Source organism: Paenibacillus sp. BK720 (assembly GCF_011761545.1).
GTDB lineage: Bacteria > Bacillota > Bacilli > Paenibacillales > Paenibacillaceae > Pristimantibacillus.
Window position 1 is genome coordinate 401,695 of the sequence record NZ_JAASRQ010000004.1, and the last position, 15,875, is coordinate 417,569.

12 protein-coding genes are annotated in these 15,875 nt (G+C 53.9%); 5 read left to right on the forward strand and 7 right to left on the reverse strand.

Annotation, left to right across the window (positions count from 1 at the left end):
- Positions 1 to 157 precede the first annotated feature (157 nt).
- Positions 158 to 1,321, forward strand: a complete 1,164-nt coding sequence (gene trpB / locus FHT67_RS17330; RefSeq protein ID WP_167200257.1) for a tryptophan synthase subunit beta — start codon at positions 158 to 160, stop codon at positions 1,319 to 1,321.
- Positions 1,322 to 1,464: 143 nt separating this feature from the next.
- On the forward strand, positions 1,465 to 2,820 hold the full coding sequence (locus FHT67_RS17335) for a dipeptidase (protein ID WP_132307721.1): 1,356 nt from the start codon (positions 1,465 to 1,467) through the stop codon (positions 2,818 to 2,820).
- Positions 2,821 to 3,054: 234 nt separating this feature from the next.
- On the opposite strand, the gene FHT67_RS17340 is transcribed toward FHT67_RS17335, so the two are convergent.
- On the reverse strand, positions 3,055 to 3,873 hold the full coding sequence (locus tag FHT67_RS17340; RefSeq protein ID WP_167200722.1) for a MetQ/NlpA family ABC transporter substrate-binding protein: 819 nt from the start codon (positions 3,871 to 3,873) through the stop codon (positions 3,055 to 3,057).
- 250 nt (positions 3,874 to 4,123) lie between these two features.
- Between FHT67_RS17340 and glsA the strand changes: the two genes are divergently transcribed.
- The gene (gene glsA / locus FHT67_RS17345; protein WP_132307723.1) at positions 4,124 to 5,071 is read left to right on the forward strand and encodes a glutaminase A; all 948 of its coding nucleotides are present in this window, start codon (positions 4,124 to 4,126) and stop codon (positions 5,069 to 5,071) included.
- Positions 5,072 to 5,386: 315 nt separating this feature from the next.
- On the opposite strand, the gene FHT67_RS17350 is transcribed toward glsA, so the two are convergent.
- From FHT67_RS17350 to FHT67_RS17375, 6 genes are all read right to left on the reverse strand, one after another.
- Positions 5,387 to 6,163 (reverse strand): HNH endonuclease, encoded by a 777-nt coding sequence (locus tag FHT67_RS17350; protein ID WP_167200724.1) that lies wholly within the window; start codon positions 6,161 to 6,163, stop codon positions 5,387 to 5,389.
- A gap of 52 nt (positions 6,164 to 6,215) precedes the next feature.
- Positions 6,216 to 7,172 carry a 3'-5' exoribonuclease YhaM family protein gene (locus tag FHT67_RS17355; protein ID WP_132307725.1) on the reverse strand — a complete coding sequence of 319 codons (957 nt, stop codon included), beginning with the start codon at positions 7,170 to 7,172 and terminating at the stop codon, positions 6,216 to 6,218.
- Between the two features lie 160 nt (positions 7,173 to 7,332).
- Positions 7,333 to 8,046 carry an S-layer homology domain-containing protein gene (locus tag FHT67_RS17360; RefSeq protein WP_167200260.1) on the reverse strand — a complete coding sequence of 238 codons (714 nt, stop codon included), beginning with the start codon at positions 8,044 to 8,046 and terminating at the stop codon, positions 7,333 to 7,335.
- 84 nt (positions 8,047 to 8,130) lie between these two features.
- Positions 8,131 to 9,333, reverse strand: a complete 1,203-nt coding sequence (locus tag FHT67_RS17365; protein WP_243867275.1) for an MFS transporter — start codon at positions 9,331 to 9,333, stop codon at positions 8,131 to 8,133.
- A gap of 27 nt (positions 9,334 to 9,360) precedes the next feature.
- On the reverse strand, positions 9,361 to 10,488 hold the full coding sequence (locus FHT67_RS17370; RefSeq protein WP_167200265.1) for a Gfo/Idh/MocA family protein: 1,128 nt from the start codon (positions 10,486 to 10,488) through the stop codon (positions 9,361 to 9,363).
- Positions 10,488 to 11,306, reverse strand: coding sequence for a TIM barrel protein (locus tag FHT67_RS17375; RefSeq protein ID WP_167200268.1), 819 nt, complete (start codon positions 11,304 to 11,306; stop codon positions 10,488 to 10,490). The genes FHT67_RS17370 and FHT67_RS17375 overlap by 1 nt, the downstream gene beginning before the upstream one ends.
- Before the next feature lie 380 nt (positions 11,307 to 11,686).
- Between FHT67_RS17375 and FHT67_RS17380 the strand changes: the two genes are divergently transcribed.
- Together FHT67_RS17380 and odhB are read left to right on the forward strand one after the other, a co-directional pair.
- A complete protein-coding gene (locus FHT67_RS17380) occupies positions 11,687 to 14,569 on the forward strand; it encodes a 2-oxoglutarate dehydrogenase E1 component (RefSeq protein ID WP_167200270.1) in 2,883 nt (960 codons plus the stop codon).
- A gap of 6 nt (positions 14,570 to 14,575) precedes the next feature.
- Positions 14,576 to 15,817, forward strand: a complete 1,242-nt coding sequence (odhB, locus tag FHT67_RS17385; RefSeq protein ID WP_132307737.1) for a 2-oxoglutarate dehydrogenase complex dihydrolipoyllysine-residue succinyltransferase — start codon at positions 14,576 to 14,578, stop codon at positions 15,815 to 15,817.
- Positions 15,818 to 15,875: the final 58 nt, after the last annotated feature.

A 15,875-nucleotide genomic window follows, 5' to 3' on the forward strand; every position in this document is an offset into this window, starting at 1 on the left:
ACTCTAAAACGCAACGATTAATTGTAAAATAATGTGAACGCCGAATGAACAACGCAATCTATCTCCTTCCTATTTTTAACAAGAAATTTGTCATTTTTTATGCTACGATATGGTTTGAATTGGGAGACTAACTCTAGTATTGGAGGCGCTTTCGGAGATGAGTCAAGAACAAGTAGCTGAAGGGTATTTTGGAGAATTTGGCGGCAGCTTTGTCCCGCCTGAGCTGAAGGAAGTATTGGACTACTTAAGCGCGCAATTCAACAAGTTCAAGGATGATCCGGAATTTAAGGAAGAATTGGACTACTATTTGAAGGAATATGTCGGCCGCGAAAATCCGCTGACTTACGCCGAGCAGCTGACGAACGCCTGGGGCGGCGCAAAAATCTACCTGAAGCGCGAGGACTTGAATCATACCGGCGCTCACAAAATCAATAACGTAGTCGGCCAGATCCTGCTCGCCAAACGAATGGGCGCCAAGCGCGTCATTGCCGAGACCGGTGCCGGCCAGCACGGCGTTGCAACGGCAACGGCTTGCGCGATGTTTAATATGGACTGCGTCATCTATATGGGCGCGGAGGACACGCGCCGTCAGGCGCTTAACGTATTCCGGATGGAGCTCCTTGGCGCTACCGTCGTACCGGTAGACAAAGGGCAAGGCCACCTGAAGGATGCCGTTGACGAAGCGCTGAACGATCTGGTAGCCAACTATAAGAACACCTTCTACCTTCTGGGTTCGGCCGTAGGCCCGCATCCATTCCCAACCATGGTCAAGCACTTCCAATCGATCATCAGCGAAGAGTCGAAGCGTCAGATTCTGGCCAAAGAAGGCCGTCTTCCGGATGCCGTGATCGCCTGCGCCGGCGGCGGCAGCAACGCGATTGGCGCTTTCGCCCACTACATCGACGAGCCATCCGTACGCCTGATCGGCGTTGAACCGGATCAAGCGCCAACCTTGACCGAAGGCGTACCTGGCATCATCCACGGCTTCAAATGCCTTGTGCTGCTTGATGAGGAGGGCAATCCAAGAAAAACGTACTCTATCGCGGCAGGCCTCGATTATCCGGGTATCGGACCGGAGCACAGCCATCTGAAGGTCAGCGGCCGCGCGGAATACGTTACGGTAAGCAACGAGGAAGTTCTGGCAGCGTTCCAGGAGCTGTCCCGCACGGAAGGCATTATCCCTGCGCTTGAGAGCGCCCATGCGGTTGCCCACGCGAAAAAGCTCGCTCCAACGATGAACAAGGACGAGATCATTATTATCAATCTGTCCGGCCGAGGCGATAAAGACGTGGAGCAGGTGTTCCACATGCTTCATAAATAGCGTAAGACTGCAGCTTCCGTCCTTTGGGCGGGGCTGCCTTTTTTTTGCCTGCCCGGAAGCGTATACTTGGGTTAGGCTTTAATAGTCTAGCGGTTACGGAGATGTTTGCGTGATAATTTCTTTTTGGGAGGTACATAAAACGTATGAGTTATGAAACGTATTTTTCGGAACGTAGAGAGCAGCAGCTGGAGGAGCTTAAAGAATTTTTGAGAATTCCAAGCATTTCGGCGCTGTCTGAGCATAAGCAGGACATGATCAAGGCTGCCGAGTGGGTAGCAGGCAAGCTTGCGTCAGCTGGCCTTGAGAACGTGAAGATTCATCAGACGGCCGGGCATCCGATTGTATATGCCGATCATCTTCATGCGCCGGGCAAACCAACGGTCCTGGTCTACGGCCACTATGACGTACAGCCGGTCGATCCGCTTCATCTGTGGGAGACGCCGCCGTTCGAACCGACGGAACGGGGCGGCAAGCTGTACGCTCGCGGGGCTACGGACGATAAAGGTCAGGTGTTCCTGCATATCAAAGCCGTTGAAGCCTTGCTCAAGCAGGAACAGCAGCTCCCGGTTAACGTGAAGTTCTGCATTGAAGGCGAAGAAGAGATTTCAAGCCCTAACCTGCTGACCTTCTTGAACGAGAAGCAAGAGCTGCTCGCAACCGATGCCGTGCTGATCTCGGATACTTCCCTTATTGAGAAAGGCAAACCGGCCATCTCTACCGGTCTGCGCGGTCTTTGCTCGCTTGAGTTGACCATTAACGCTTCGAACACGGACCTGCACTCGGGTACCTACGGCGGCGGCGTTCCCAACGCGCTTCATGCCATGGTTGAACTGCTCGCTTCGCTTCATGACAAGCATGGCCGCATTACGGTGGAAGGCTTCTACGAAGGAGTTCCCGAACTGACGGCAGCCCTTCATGAAGAGTTCGAAAAACAGCAATTCAATGAAGAGCAGCTGAAGAAAACGCTTGGACTAAGCACGCTGTACGGAGAAGAAGGTTTTACGTTCGTAGAGCGCACGGGCGCCCGTCCAACGCTGGAGCTGAACGGCGTATGGGGCGGCTTCCAAGGCGAAGGCACCAAGACGGTTATTCCGAAGGAAGCGCATGCGAAGATTACCTGCCGCCTGGTTGGCCAGCAGGATCCTCAGCGCATTCTGGATGCCATCATCGCGCATCTTCATGCAAACGTGCAAGCCGGAGTTACGTTAACCGTGAAGCCGGGCGAAAAAGCTCGCGCCTTCGATATGGATCCGTCGATCCCGCTTCTGCAAACGGCGGCCGACGCCTATGAAGCCGTATACGGCACACGCGCATTGTTTACGAAAGACGGCGGTTCGATCCCGATTGTCGAGACCTTCTCCCGCCAGCTGTCGGCGCCTGTGATCATGATGGGCTTTGGCCTGCCGGACGAGAATCTTCATGCTCCCAACGAGCATTTCAACCTCGAGAACTTCGACAAAGGGCTGCTGACGATCGTGGAGTTTTTGAAAAGAGTTTAATTAGTCTCTCTCTGGTTATGTAACCGGAAGACTAACTTCACTTCTAGATTGCACGAAGTGCAGGATATTTCACTGAATAGGCCTTTATTGGTCGCTTTTGCCTTCATATCCTGCATTCTGTGCAGGATATCGCCGGCTAATGGGTTTAACAGCATCCTTATGCTGTAAATAGTGCAATGCCGTAGGCTATAACACAAAAGAGGCAGCCCATTTTTAGGGCTGCCTTTTCAATATTTAAAACGCCGGAAGCGCGATATCGCTGTAATTGTCCTCGAGGAACTTTTTTACCTCCGGGCCGGTCATCCGCTCTGCCAGCTTCTGAATCGCCGGGGAGTTTACGTTGTCCTCGCGAGCGACCAAGGTAATCACGAAGTCGGATTCGCTGCCTTCTTTGATTAATGCGTCCTTCTTGGGAGTCAGACCAAGCGGCTTCGCGTAAGCCGGCGTCATGAGCACCATGTCGACGTCATCGATGACGCGGGCCAGCATCAGCAGATCCACTTCCTTGAACTTAAACTTATGCGGGTTATCGACGATGTCGGCTTGAGTGGCCTTGATGCCAACGCCTTCTTTCAGCTTGAGCAGGCCGTTTTTCTCCATCATGACAAGCGAACGTCCGATATTGGACGGGTCGTTTGCAATCGCGATCGTTGCGCCGTCGGGAAGATCCTCGATTTTTTTATATTTTTTCGAGTAGCCGCCGTATACCGCATTATAGATCGCTTTGACCGGTACCAGATTCGCCTTGTTGGTTGCGTTGAAATCGTTCATGTAGGGTACGTGCTGGAAAAAATTCGCGTCTACTTCTTTATGCTGAAGCGCCGTGTTCGGCTGTACGTTGTCCGACAGCGTTACAATCTCCAGGTTAATGCCATCCTGCTTCAAGAGCGGCTTCACCAGCTCCAGAATCTCGCTCATCGGCGGGATTAGGACCGCTACCTTGAGGTTCACTTCCTGTCCGGCTTTCCCTTCGTTTGCCGCCTGATCGTCCTGCTTGTCCGGCTTATTATTTTGACCGCATCCCGCGACAATCGCCATAAAGAGCGCGAGCATGACGAGCCCGATTAGTTTACTTCTCACAATCCATTCCTCCCGTTTATATCCGGCTGGCTTTATTATCTCTCTCTGCCAAATTTGACAGTCAGCCGCCTGTAAGACCCAAGTCTAAGCGAGTCCCATTCATAAATCAATCTAGAGATTCGCTCGCACTGTTCGCAATTTGGAATATGAAATATAATTAAATAAAAACAGCTTCGAAAGCTCACGCTTCGTCTCGGGCAGGCTTGGAAGGGAGGAACCCGCAATGTCATTTACTGCGCAAGAAATCGAATTATTAAACCGCCAGCTCCCGGTTTGGGTAGAGGCGAGCAAGGTCCGTTCCGCCTACGGCAAGACGGCTTCCTATATTCCGGAGCTGGCCAAAGCTCCGCAGCATGCGCTTGGCATCCACATGATCGATACGAACGGGCATGCAGTTTCGGCTGGCGACTGCGGGCTCTCTTTTACGATGCAGAGTATCTCCAAAGTATTTACGCTAATTCTCGCCTTAATGGACAACGGAGAGGAAGCCGTCTTCCAAAAGGTCGGCATGGAGCCGACCGGCGACAACTTCAACTCCATGCTCAAGCTGGAGCTTGTCCGTCCCGGTATCCCGTTTAACCCTCTAATTAACGCCGGCGCTATTGCTATCTCTTCCTTGATTAACGGCCGGAATTCGGCTGAGAAATCCGCACGCGTTTTGTCCTTTTTCCAAGCCCTTGCAAGCAATGATACGTTAACGTACGACATGGAGGTATATAAATCGGAATCGGATACCGCCAATCTGAACCGGTCAATGGCCTATCTGCTGAAAGATAACGGCGTTCTGGAGGGGCAAGTCGAGGACGTGCTGGATGTTTACTTCCGTCATTGCTCGATTCAGGTGACATGCAGCGACTTGGCCCGGATGGCGCTGGTCCTTGCAAACAACGGAACCGATCCGGTAACCGGTGCCTCCCTGATCCCCCGCCGGTATGTGCAGATCGCGAAGACCTTTATGATTACATGCGGGATGTACAATGCGTCGGGCGAATTCGCCATCCAGGTAGGGCTTCCGGCAAAAAGCGGCGTATCCGGCGGAATCCTCACGATGGTGCCGGGAAGGCTTGGCATCGGGGTAATTGGTCCGGCTCTTAATTCCAAAGGCAACAGCATCGCGGGCGTCCATCTGCTTGAGACCCTGTCGCGCGAACTGGATTGGAGCTTGTTCTAAAGCGTTTGGAAAAGTTCACAGCGAATAAGACCCTCCGAAGCCGGTCAGGGTCTTATTTGGGAGGCAGCGCATTTTCACTGTTTCTGCCTATACCTCACGTATATCCCTTGTGTCCTTAGTTATTGATTAACCAGCACTTCCGGCACGTCTCCGGCACCTTCCTGCTCACTTAAAGTCCCTAAAGGGCCTTAAGTACCTCGTAGTGCTGCTTTTCAGCAAGCTTAAGGCTCCCCTAGGGACTTTAAGCAAAAAATAAAAGAGGTGCGCGAAGCCCCGAGTACCAGACTCGGCAGGCTCCGCACACCTCCACCCTACTTAAAGCTCCCGCATGAATTCGTCAATGTCTTTATCCGCTTTGGATTGATTACACTCGTTGCAGGCGCATACGCAATTATCCGGCGTCGTATGGCCGCCCTTTGCCCGCGGCAGCATATGGTCGATGGTATCGCCGTATTGTCCGCAGAAATGGCAGGTGTAATTATCCCTTGTCAGGATGTAGATCCGGAAATCCTTATTGCTGAACAAGCGCCGAATCGTGGTTCGGTTCACAATAACGGCGGCCTTCTCCTTCACGAGCGTTACCGCAAGCTCCAGATCAATCTCCTGATGCCAGCGCCGTCCTTTATCGGTCTTGCCGCGCATCCAGACCGTCCCTTTGCGCGTCGTCCGCAGCAGAGTGGCATCCGTCGGCGAATAATTCGCCGGAAGCGGACTCGGACGGTATTTCCCGCCAGCTCCGGCAGTCCGTGCCGGAGCTTTGGACGGTCTAGGCCGCTTTGGCGCTGCGGCAGGAGCTGCTGCCGCATCAGGCTCAGCAACCGGCACGGCAGCAGGCTCAGCCTGGTTTGCCGGCAAGGCGGCAACCGCCGCGGGCACAACCAGTGGCGCGGCAGCCACATCCTTATGTTTTGCAATAGATACCATAACCGGAGCGGTAATCCGGCCTCTTGTCTTGCGGCAGCTGCGGCAGGCGCCGCGCCGCGAAGCCGGTCCCGAACGTCTGCCCGTGCGGCGGAGAAAATCCGTCACCGGCTTTTGCTCCAGGCAATGCACGCATTGCTTATATTGAGTCGTTTGCAAGTTATCGGTCATCGGTAGTGCCGGGTGTTCTAGCACCCGTCTTTCACCCCATTACCCTTTATAATTACAGCTTCATCCGATAGATCGGTTTATTCTCCAGTCCGCGGACAACAGGCGTCCATGGCTCGCTTTCCGGAGTTGTTTGCAGGGCATCCTCGACCATTTGCAGCTTGGCGTCCATCGCATCGATATGATGCAGCGCCACGGCCTCCGCCGTTTGCGGCTGAACGGGACTCCCCCACTCTCCCAGATTATGATGAGACAGCACCATATGCTGCAATCCCAGCACTTTTTCCGAATCCAAATCAATATTGCAGCGGATGGCCGCCTCCGTAATCCATGTCGATGCCAGCGAAATATGTCCCATCAGCTTGCCCGAAAGGCTGTAGTCGGATACGATGCCAAGCTGCGCGATCATCTCCTCGGGCTTGGCGATATCATGAAGAATAATGCCTGCCTTCAGCAGATCGGCGTTCAGGAACGGGCGCTGCCTGCACAGAAATTCCCCGATCTCCAGCATTCTCGCCATATGGTAAGCAAGTCCGGCAAAATACGCATGATGATGCGTCTTGGCTGCCGGGTAATGCGTCAGCTTTTCCTCCACCTTCGTCACGCAATAAGTGACAATCGCCTTAATCTCCGTGTCTTGAATACTGTCCTTCGCTTTATGAATCGTATCGATAAGTTCATTCGAAGCAACCGGCGCCGAACGGATAAAATCCGTCAGCGTGATGCCGTCTGCCTCGCCGGCGGGGCGCATGCGCGAAATTTTGATCTGAAGCTTCTCGCGGTATAAATGGACATTCCCTTGAACCTTAACGAGGCCCATGGGGAAGAAGGTTTCTTTGTCCTGCGAAGAGACATCCCAGAACTTGGCCCCCAGCTGTCCGGTGCCGTCGGCAAGTACGATATCAAAATAATCCTTGGGCGTAGTTGCATTCGTCTGCTTTACTTCCAGCTCCTTAAGCAAATAGAAGCCGGTAAAATCGTCCTGATTGCGAAGATCTTTAATTTGCGTCATTCGTGTTCCTCTCTCCAGCTGCCCACAACAATTGCGCGTAAATGCCGTCGCTATGGGACACATGATGCTCCTATTATACTATGAAATTCCTCGTTGCGGCGCGATAAAAGAAAGAGGCTGTCCGCCGACTTCTTGTCGGATGGACAGCCTCTGCCTTTTTTTACTCCAACGCCGTCGCCGGCGCCGAAGCCGCCGGTTCTTCAGGAGCTCCGGCTTCGCCGTTATCCTTATGCGTCTCGACAAATTCATGAGCCGCAAAAAGAATGGCAGCCGCTTCCGCGCGGTTTACGATTTGCTGCGGGTGGAAATTTCCGTCGGCGTCAAGCGCTACGATCTTATACAGCAGTGCACGCTGGATCGTTCCCTGATAATCCACCGTGATATCCTTCTCGTCCTGGATGTTGATATACATCTTAACGAGCGGATATTGGCCGGTTTTCTCAAGGGCCTGAACGAGATAATGCGCGAACTCTTCTCTGGTCAGCGGTTTGTTCGGGTCGATGTCGGCCGGCAGATCGAGTCCGTTGTAGTGAGCGATGACGAAGCTTTCCGCGTACCAGGCGTCATTTTTCACATGGGTGAAAAAGCCCTCCGCGGTAGGAGCTTGTTTGAAATCAATGGCAGCCAGGCTTAACTGCATCGTCCGGACGATCAGCTCAATCCCTTGCGCTCCCGTGAGATTCTCTTCCGGATGGAACTCCGAAGAGGATACCCCTTTCACAATGCCAAGCTCCTGCAGAGCTTCGATTTGCGCGCGGCTGCTGGTGCCGGCGATGTCGGTAAAGCCGGAATCATCGGCCGCAAGCGCCTGCCCGGATAACGCTCCGAACAAGACGGCGGCGGAAATCGCCGCGGCAGTGATGCGTTTTTTCATATTCGTATGTCCTCCTTCATCCTCTAAGCTGCGATAATGAACAGCTGTTCAAAGTTATGGACGAAGGTCATGCGGGAAAGGTTGCTAAAAGCTGATTTCCTGCTCCGACTTTTTGTCCGCCGTCAGCTTCATATAGAGGTAAAGCAAGGCGAACCCGACCAGCCCGATTAATGCCATGCCCGCTCCCGTCCAATAGATGGACTTCGGCCCGATTTGCTGGAACAGATAACCGCCAAGAAATCCGGAGGCAATCCCCGATAAGCCGCCCCATGTCAAAGCATAAACCGCCTGCCCCGATGCCCGCAGCTCGCTGGGAACGATAAGCGCCGTCAGCTGCGTGCCGATATAGTAGAAGGCCCCAAACGTCAGACAATGCAGCGCCTGGATGAAAATAATCTGCTCCGCGTTGCCCGCTCCCGCCATCAGGAACCAGCGCAGCGCATACAGCAGGCTGACGAGAATCAGGCAGCTGACCATCGTCCGTGCATGCTTGGACAAGTACCGGTCAAAGAGCAGGAACACCGGAATTTCGAAGACGGAAGACAGAAAAGCCGACCAGCCCACCAGATCCGTGTGCCCGCCAAGCTCCGTCATATACAATCCGATAAACGTTGTGTTCATCGAGTTCGGAATCGAGATCAGAAGCCCGATTACGAGAAACACAAGAAACACCCTGTTGCCCAGCATCTGCCGGTAATTTACGCTCTGGGACGTCTTTGGAGAGGATCCTCTCGGCAGGGTAAAAGCGAACCCGATCGCGACCAGCATCATAACCGTATAAACCAGCCATAGCCGGCTGATGCCGATCTGCCCGAGAATCGGCCCCGTAACCAAAGCAAGTATCGCCCAGCCGCAGGAGCCCCATAACCGGAAAGCGCCAAACTTGTGGCGCGTCCCTTCGATACTGTTCAGGATCAGGCTGTTGCTCTGCGAGAACAACGGCATCTGGAAAAAGAAAAACAGCAGCATGCAGCCAAATATAAACGCGTAGGAATCGCTTAAAAATACGAGCTGCATCGCGGCAAGATTGCCAACCAGCATCAGAATGAGGATCAGCCGGATATTGCGGGTCCGGTCGCTCAAATACCCCCATAACGGATTGGCAATGAGCGACACGATGGGCCCGCCTGCCATAAGCGCCCCGATTTTGAGCGGATTAATTCCGATCGACTGCAAATAAAGGGCAAAAAACGTGCTGTAGACCGCTATCGTTCCGTAGCTGAAAAAGTTGAACGCCTTGATAAAGCGATAGCTTCTCCTCGCTGTCTTTCCTTCTATCTCATTCATGTTGTCCATCACCGCTTTCTTTGCAGCCTAGACGGGAATAGCCGTTGAGCTTGACCTTGCGATTACTTCCTCCGCCGTCACTTCGCGGCCGAGCTCCTCCGATAAATAAATACCCTCGCTGATCAGCATCGTACGCAAGGCGATGTCTGCGGTCGGCAGCAGCGGAACCCGGCCCTGCAGCGCCGCAATCCAGTGATGCTGCGAGGAATCGTACGCGTCTTCATTCTCGCGGAGCCTATGCCAGCGCAAATCCATCATGTCCAGGTCAATCGTGCTGTCCATATCGATGTCGCATACCGTGCTATGGTAGCTGAATGGCTGGGAGCCCTCGCCGGGCAGACCGTTAGGCAATCTGACACCGCCCTCCGAGCCAAGAATGCTGCTGCCCTCAAAGCCGCCCATATGAACCGACCAAGCTTCGATCAGATCAAGCGTTAAGCCGCCCTTGAACCGGATAAAGCCCGTCGCCAGCTCCTCCACGTTAAACCCGCTGCTTGTTTTGCGTTCCTCGAGCATCGCCATTTCCTGATAGACTTTGCCCGAGACGCGTTCCACCTCCGGATTGCCAAGCAGGTAGAGCAGCTGAGCCACATGATAGACGCCCATATCGAGCAGAGCTCCTCCGGCAGCGGTTTCTTTGCGGGTGAAAAACGGCGTGCCGTAACCGTCCACGAAGGGCCGGTTTCTGCGGCGGAAGCCGGTGGAGCGAGCATGGTACAGCCTGCCCAGCTTGCCGCCGTCAATCAGCGTCTTGGCTGCTTTCGTGTCCTTGCCGTACAGCGTAAAAAGCTGAACATGCAGCAGCTTGCCCGTTTCCTCCGCCGCCTCCAGCATTCTTCTGCCGTCCTCGTAAGTGCCGGCGATCGGCTTTTCGCAATACACATGCTTGCCGGCCTGCAGCGCGGCAATCGTAACGGGGGCATGGAAGTTATTGTGCAGGCAGACATCAACCGCCACGATATCCTCGCGCCCGATCAGCTCGCGGTAATCGGAGTACACATGCGGGATTCCGTATTGCTCGGCTACCCTTCCGGCCTCCGCTTCGTTTACGTCGCATACCGCGATAATCTGGGCGCCCGCGACCCGGCGGTACTTCTCGATATGCTGCTTGCCGATTTGGCCAACGCCAATGATCCCGATCTTAACCGTCTCCATTACCCTTCACTCCTTAAATCAGCTTCGTCCGCAAGCAGCTTTTTCACCATGCCGAGCAGTCTCTCCGTCTCCAGGTACTGCCGCTTCGGCGCGTTATATTCAATTCCCCAATAGCCCTTGTAACCCGCATCCTTCAACGTTGCAATCGTATTCAAGGCATCGCCGGATACGGCGGTTTTTTCGTCGAAATGGGTATGGTAGGCCCACGGCGCAACAAGCTTGTCGCCCTCTTCCCGATCGGCCTTCCACCGTCCGAGGTGGACAAGGAAGCCAAAGGCCGGGTGGTCGACCGCTTCGGCGATCCGTTTCATTTCGCGGGGCAGCAGCGATGCGCCCATATGATTCTCGGGGCCGATAACGAAACCGTTGTCCGACGCGAATTGCGCAAATTCCCGGTACGTCCGGACCGTATAATCGAATTGCTCCTCCGTCATCGTCTCCACTTCATGATAGCTGCCGCCGGTATCCATCCGGACGGTCTTCGCGCCAAGAATAACCGATGCTCGCAAATGCACAAGGGCGTTATCATGGAGCCGTTTCCGAACCTCCGGGTCCGGGTCCCATAGATGGGCGCCGTCGACGGCGAAGTTGACCACCGACATTTCCTTCTCGTCCAGTGCCTCGCGGATTTTGCGGATATAGCTCTCCTCGGCAAGCTGATAGATCGGCCCCGTGCCGCGGTCTATAAAGAAGCCGTTCCAAAGATCGGCAACATTCAGCTTGTAGCGGTATTTGACCGTTTCCAAATAGCCAAATACATCCATCTTCCCTTCCAGATAGGTGTTGTTAAACGAATAGCCTCCAATTGATACGTTCACGATTCCTCACTCCCGCTTATCAATATGTCCATCCCCTTCCATTATAGGGGTTGAACAGCGCGAAATAGGGATATTTTTAGCGGCTCGCGGGGTAAATTTCTATTCGCTTGGCATGACAAGAAGGTAGATCGTTCTCGAAAATGTATGCGCTTTAAAAGATAACGGCAGCTATATGCGGCGCTAACGTGTTGGATATTGCCGATATGAGCATAATAAGAATGAAAAATGCCGCTCGCCAAGCCGAATCAATCTATATTCAAGATAATAATGATACATATTCGTTATTTAAGTTTTAAGGCCTGTTTATACTATAATGGATTCATAAGTAAGTTCTAATTTCCGTCCCTTGAACTTCAAAATCCTAGACGGAGGTATCTGTCATGTCATCTGGCAATTTGCACAAGCAAGATCCCTGGGCTTCTTATTACGGGCCCAACCTTGGTTATGTCCAAGAACAATACGAACTGTTTAAGCAAAATCCCGAATCCGTCGTAGCCGAGTACCGCGAGCTGTTCGAGCAATATGGCGAACCGCCTCAATACGCGGGGCAAACGGCGGCACCAATCGTAAACGCGCAAGCCTCCGGCGGCGCGGCTATCGATGCCAAAGTCCTTCAAAACCTAGTAGCGGCTGGTAAGCTTGTATGGAACATACGCGCTTTCGGCCATTTAGCTGCGGATATCGACCCGCTCGGTATCAGTCCGAAAGTAAGCACCAACATGCTGGAACTGGAAACCTACGGCCTGACGCAATCCGACCTGGCTGCCCTGCCGGCAGAGCTTGTCTGGACGAAAGCGCCTGCTGACGTTAAGAACGGCTGGGACGCGATCGAGAAGCTTCGCAAAGCTTACACCGGAACAATCGCTTACGAGTTCAGCCACGTTCATAACGAAGAAGAACGCGCATGGCTGAAGCAACGCGTAGAGAAAGAAAATCCTGGAACGAAGCTCAGCACGGAGGAACGCAAGAAGATTCTGACGAAGCTGTTCGAAGCCGAACAGTTCGAAGATTTCCTGCAGCGTACGTTCGTCGGCCAAAAACGCTTCTCGGTTGAAGGCAACGACGTTCTCGTGGCCCTCGTTGACGAGATGGTTCATGAGCTGTCCAATGACGGCGTTAAACATATTCTGATGGGCATGGCTCACCGCGGCCGCCTGAACATTCTGGCGCATGTGCTCGGCAAGCCGTACAGCAAGATTTTCTCCGAATTCCATAATGCAACGAACAAAAAAATGAGTCCGTCCGAAGGCTCCATCGGCATTAACTACGGCTGGACCGGCGACGTGAAATATCACCTTGGCGCGAACCGTTCGATCGGTACCGGCGAAACGGTTAAGACCCGCATTACGCTGGCGAACAACCCGAGCCACCTGGAGTACGTTAACCCCGTTGTGGACGGCTTCACCCGCGCGGCGCAGGATGACCGCACGGCTCCGGGTTATCCGCAGCAGAACACGGATCTCGCCGCAGCGATCATCATGCACGGCGACGCCGCTTTCCCGGGCGAAGGCATCGTGGCGGAGACCATGAACCTGTCGCAGCTTAACGGCTACGCGCATGGCGGTACGCTTCATATTATCGTCAACAACAAAATCGGCTTCACTACCGAAAGCCATGATTCCCGTTCGACGCATTACGCAAGCGACGTTGCGAAAGGCTACGAAATCCCGATCGTTCACGTCAATGCCGATGATCCGGATGCGGTAATCGCGGCGGCTCGCATGGCAAGCGAATATCGCACGAAGTTTAAAAAGGACTTCCTGATCGACCTGATCGGTTACCGTAAATACGGTCATAACGAAACGGACGATCCGGAAACAACGCAGCCTACGATTTACAAGAAGGTAAAAGCTCATCCGACGGTCAGCCGTATCTTTACGGACAAACTGATTGCGGAAGGCGCGATTACCGAGCAGGAAGCGGAAGGCCTGAAGCAAGAAGTTATCGGCCGTCTGAAAGCCGCTTACGAGGAAATGAAGAGCCGCGAGGGTCAAGAGCCGGTTCATCAGACGCAAGGCCTGCCTAACGATCTGACAACAGGCGATGCGGTAGCTCCTATCTCGGTCGAAACGCTTCGCGAGATCAACGCCAACCTGCTGAAGTGGCCGGAGAACTTTACCGTTTATCCGAAGCTGCAGCGTATCCTGGAACGCCGCGCAACGGCTGTAAACGACGGCGAGAAAATGGACTGGGGCCATGCCGAGACGCTTGCGTTCGCATCGATCCTTGCAGAAGGCAAGCCGATCCGCATCAGCGGCCAAGACGTAGAACGCGCAACGTTCGCGCACCGCAACCTGGTGCTGCACGACGCCGAGACTGGCGACACGTTCTGCCCTCTCCATCACCTGCCTGAAGCGAAAGCGTCGTTTGCGATTCATAACAGCCCGCTGTCCGAAGCAGCTGTCCTTGGCTTCGAATACGGCTACAACGTACACGCTCCGGAAACCATGGTTATCTGGGAAGCGCAGTACGGCGACTTCACGAATGTTGCGCAAGTATTAATCGATCAATTCATTTCGGCCGGCCGCGCAAAATGGCAGCAAAAATCGAGCCTGATCATGATGCTTCCGCACGGTTACGAAGGTCAAGGTCCGGAGCACTCCAGCGCTCGTCTGGAACGCTTCCTGCAGTTGTCCGCCGAAGAGAACTGGACGGTCGTGAACCTGTCCAGCGCAGCGAACTATTTCCACCTGCTTCGCCGCCAGGCTTCGATCACGGAAAGCGATGCCGCTCGTCCGCTGATCATCATGGCACCGAAGAGCTTGATCCGCAACCCTCGCGTAGCTGCGGAAATTTCCGAGCTGAGCAACGGTTCGTTCAAACCGGTTATCGAGCAAAAAGGTCTTGGCGCCAAGCCGGACCGCGTAGAACGCCTCGTTCTCGCGACTGGCAAAATGGCCATCGATATTGAGGAAGCGATCGAGAAAAACGGCGATCAAGAGCTGGATTGGCTGCATGTCGTACGCGTCGAGCAGCTGTATCCGTTCCCTGAGAAAGAAATCGCAGCGATCATCGAACGCCTGCCGAATCTGAAGGAAATCGTCTGGGTACAAGAAGAGCCGCAAAACATGGGTTCGTGGTTCTACATGGAGCCTCGTCTGCGCAAGATCGCGCCAGCCGCTGCAAGCGTAAGCTACATCGGCCGTCCGGAACGCTCCAGTACGGCAAGCGGCTTCCAGCAAGTACACAGCTTCGAGCAGCAGCACATTTTATTGCAAACTTTAAAGTATAGTCCGTCGTTGACATATAACACAGGGAGGTAAGCTCACGTGCAACAAATTATCGTACCGGCAATGGGTGAATCAATTACGGAGGGCACCATCTCCAAATGGGTCGTTAAAGTAGGAGACGCCGTTAAACAAGGCGACGTGCTTCTTGAGCTTGAAACAGACAAAGTAAACATCGAAATCAGCGCCGAGCAAGACGGCGTTCTGCAAGAAATCGCGAAAAACGAAGGCGACACCGTTGAAATCGGTGAAGTGATCGGCACAATCGGAGCTGGCAGCGGCGCTGCCGCTCCAACGCCGGCTGCACCTGCAGCTGAAGCAGCGCCTGCACCGGCAGCCGTTCCGGCTCCTGCAGCACCAGCTGCTGCTCCGGCTACAGCGGTAGCCGTTGCTCCGGCGCCTGCGGCTGACAGCCACCTGAATGCTTCTCCTGCAGCCCGCAAGCTTGCAAGAGAAAAAGGCATCGACATCAGCGAAGCGCAATCGACGCTTGGACGCGTTGAGCTTCGTCCGGCGGCTCCTGCACCTGCGGCAGCACCGGCACCGGCTGCAAAAGCTGCTCAACCTGAATTTACGTCGAACAAGCCTTACACGCGTACGAAAATGTCCCGCCGCCGCGCGACTATCGCTAATCGCCTCGTTGAAGCACAACATACGGCAGCTATGCTGACTACGTTCAACGAAGTGGATATGACAGCGATCATGGACGTTCGTAAACGCCGCAAGCAATCGTTCCTGGACAAACACGAGGTTGGTCTCGGCTTTATGTCCTTCTTCACTAAAGCGGTTGTTGGCGCGTTGAAAGAGTTCCCTCTTCTGAACGCTGAAATCAACAACGGCGATATTATCGCTAAACAATACTACGATATCGGCATCGCGGTATCGGCTAAAGAAGGTCTGGTTGTTCCTGTCGTGCGCGATGCGGATCGCCTGAGCTTCGCAGAGATCGAGAAATCGATCGTATCCCTGGCTAAAAAAGCACGCGATAACTCGCTGTCGCTGGAAGAGCTGCAAGGCGGTACATTCACCATCACTAACGGCGGTACTTTCGGATCGCTCTTGTCGACTCCAATCCTGAACGCTCCGCAAGTCGGCATCCTGGGTATGCACAAAATCCAGCTTCGTCCGGTAGCGATCGACGCAGAACGTTCGGAGAACCGTCCGATGATGTACATCGCCCTCACTTACGATCACCGTATCGTTGACGGCTCAGAAGCAGTACGCTTCCTTGTAAAAGTAAAAGAAATGCTGGAAGATCCGGAAACCCTTCTTTTGGAGGGCTAAAAAAGTGGGCTGTACCCTTGGGTACAGCCCGTTTTTGTGTGTGGTGCGGCTCGCTGTC

Excerpts from the sequence above, each read along its gene's own strand:
- FHT67_RS17360 (WP_167200260.1), bottom strand. The coding sequence starts at position 8,046 with ATGAAAAAACGCATCACTGCCGCGGCGATTTCCGCCGCCGTCTTGTTC.
- FHT67_RS17340 (WP_167200722.1), bottom strand. The coding sequence starts at position 3,873 with ATGCTCGCGCTCTTTATGGCGATTGTCGCGGGATGCGGTCAAAATAAT.
- trpB (WP_167200257.1), top strand. The coding sequence starts at position 158 with ATGAGTCAAGAACAAGTAGCTGAAGGGTATTTTGGAGAATTTGGCGGC.
- FHT67_RS17335 (WP_132307721.1), top strand. The coding sequence starts at position 1,465 with ATGAGTTATGAAACGTATTTTTCGGAACGTAGAGAGCAGCAGCTGGAG.
- FHT67_RS17365 (WP_243867275.1), bottom strand. The coding sequence starts at position 9,333 with ATGAATGAGATAGAAGGAAAGACAGCGAGGAGAAGCTATCGCTTTATC.
- FHT67_RS17380 (WP_167200270.1), top strand. The coding sequence starts at position 11,687 with ATGTCATCTGGCAATTTGCACAAGCAAGATCCCTGGGCTTCTTATTAC.
- glsA (WP_132307723.1), top strand. The coding sequence starts at position 4,124 with ATGTCATTTACTGCGCAAGAAATCGAATTATTAAACCGCCAGCTCCCG.
- FHT67_RS17355 (WP_132307725.1), bottom strand. The coding sequence starts at position 7,172 with ATGACGCAAATTAAAGATCTTCGCAATCAGGACGATTTTACCGGCTTC.
- FHT67_RS17370 (WP_167200265.1), bottom strand. The coding sequence starts at position 10,488 with ATGGAGACGGTTAAGATCGGGATCATTGGCGTTGGCCAAATCGGCAAG.
- FHT67_RS17350 (WP_167200724.1), bottom strand. The coding sequence starts at position 6,163 with ATGACCGATAACTTGCAAACGACTCAATATAAGCAATGCGTGCATTGC.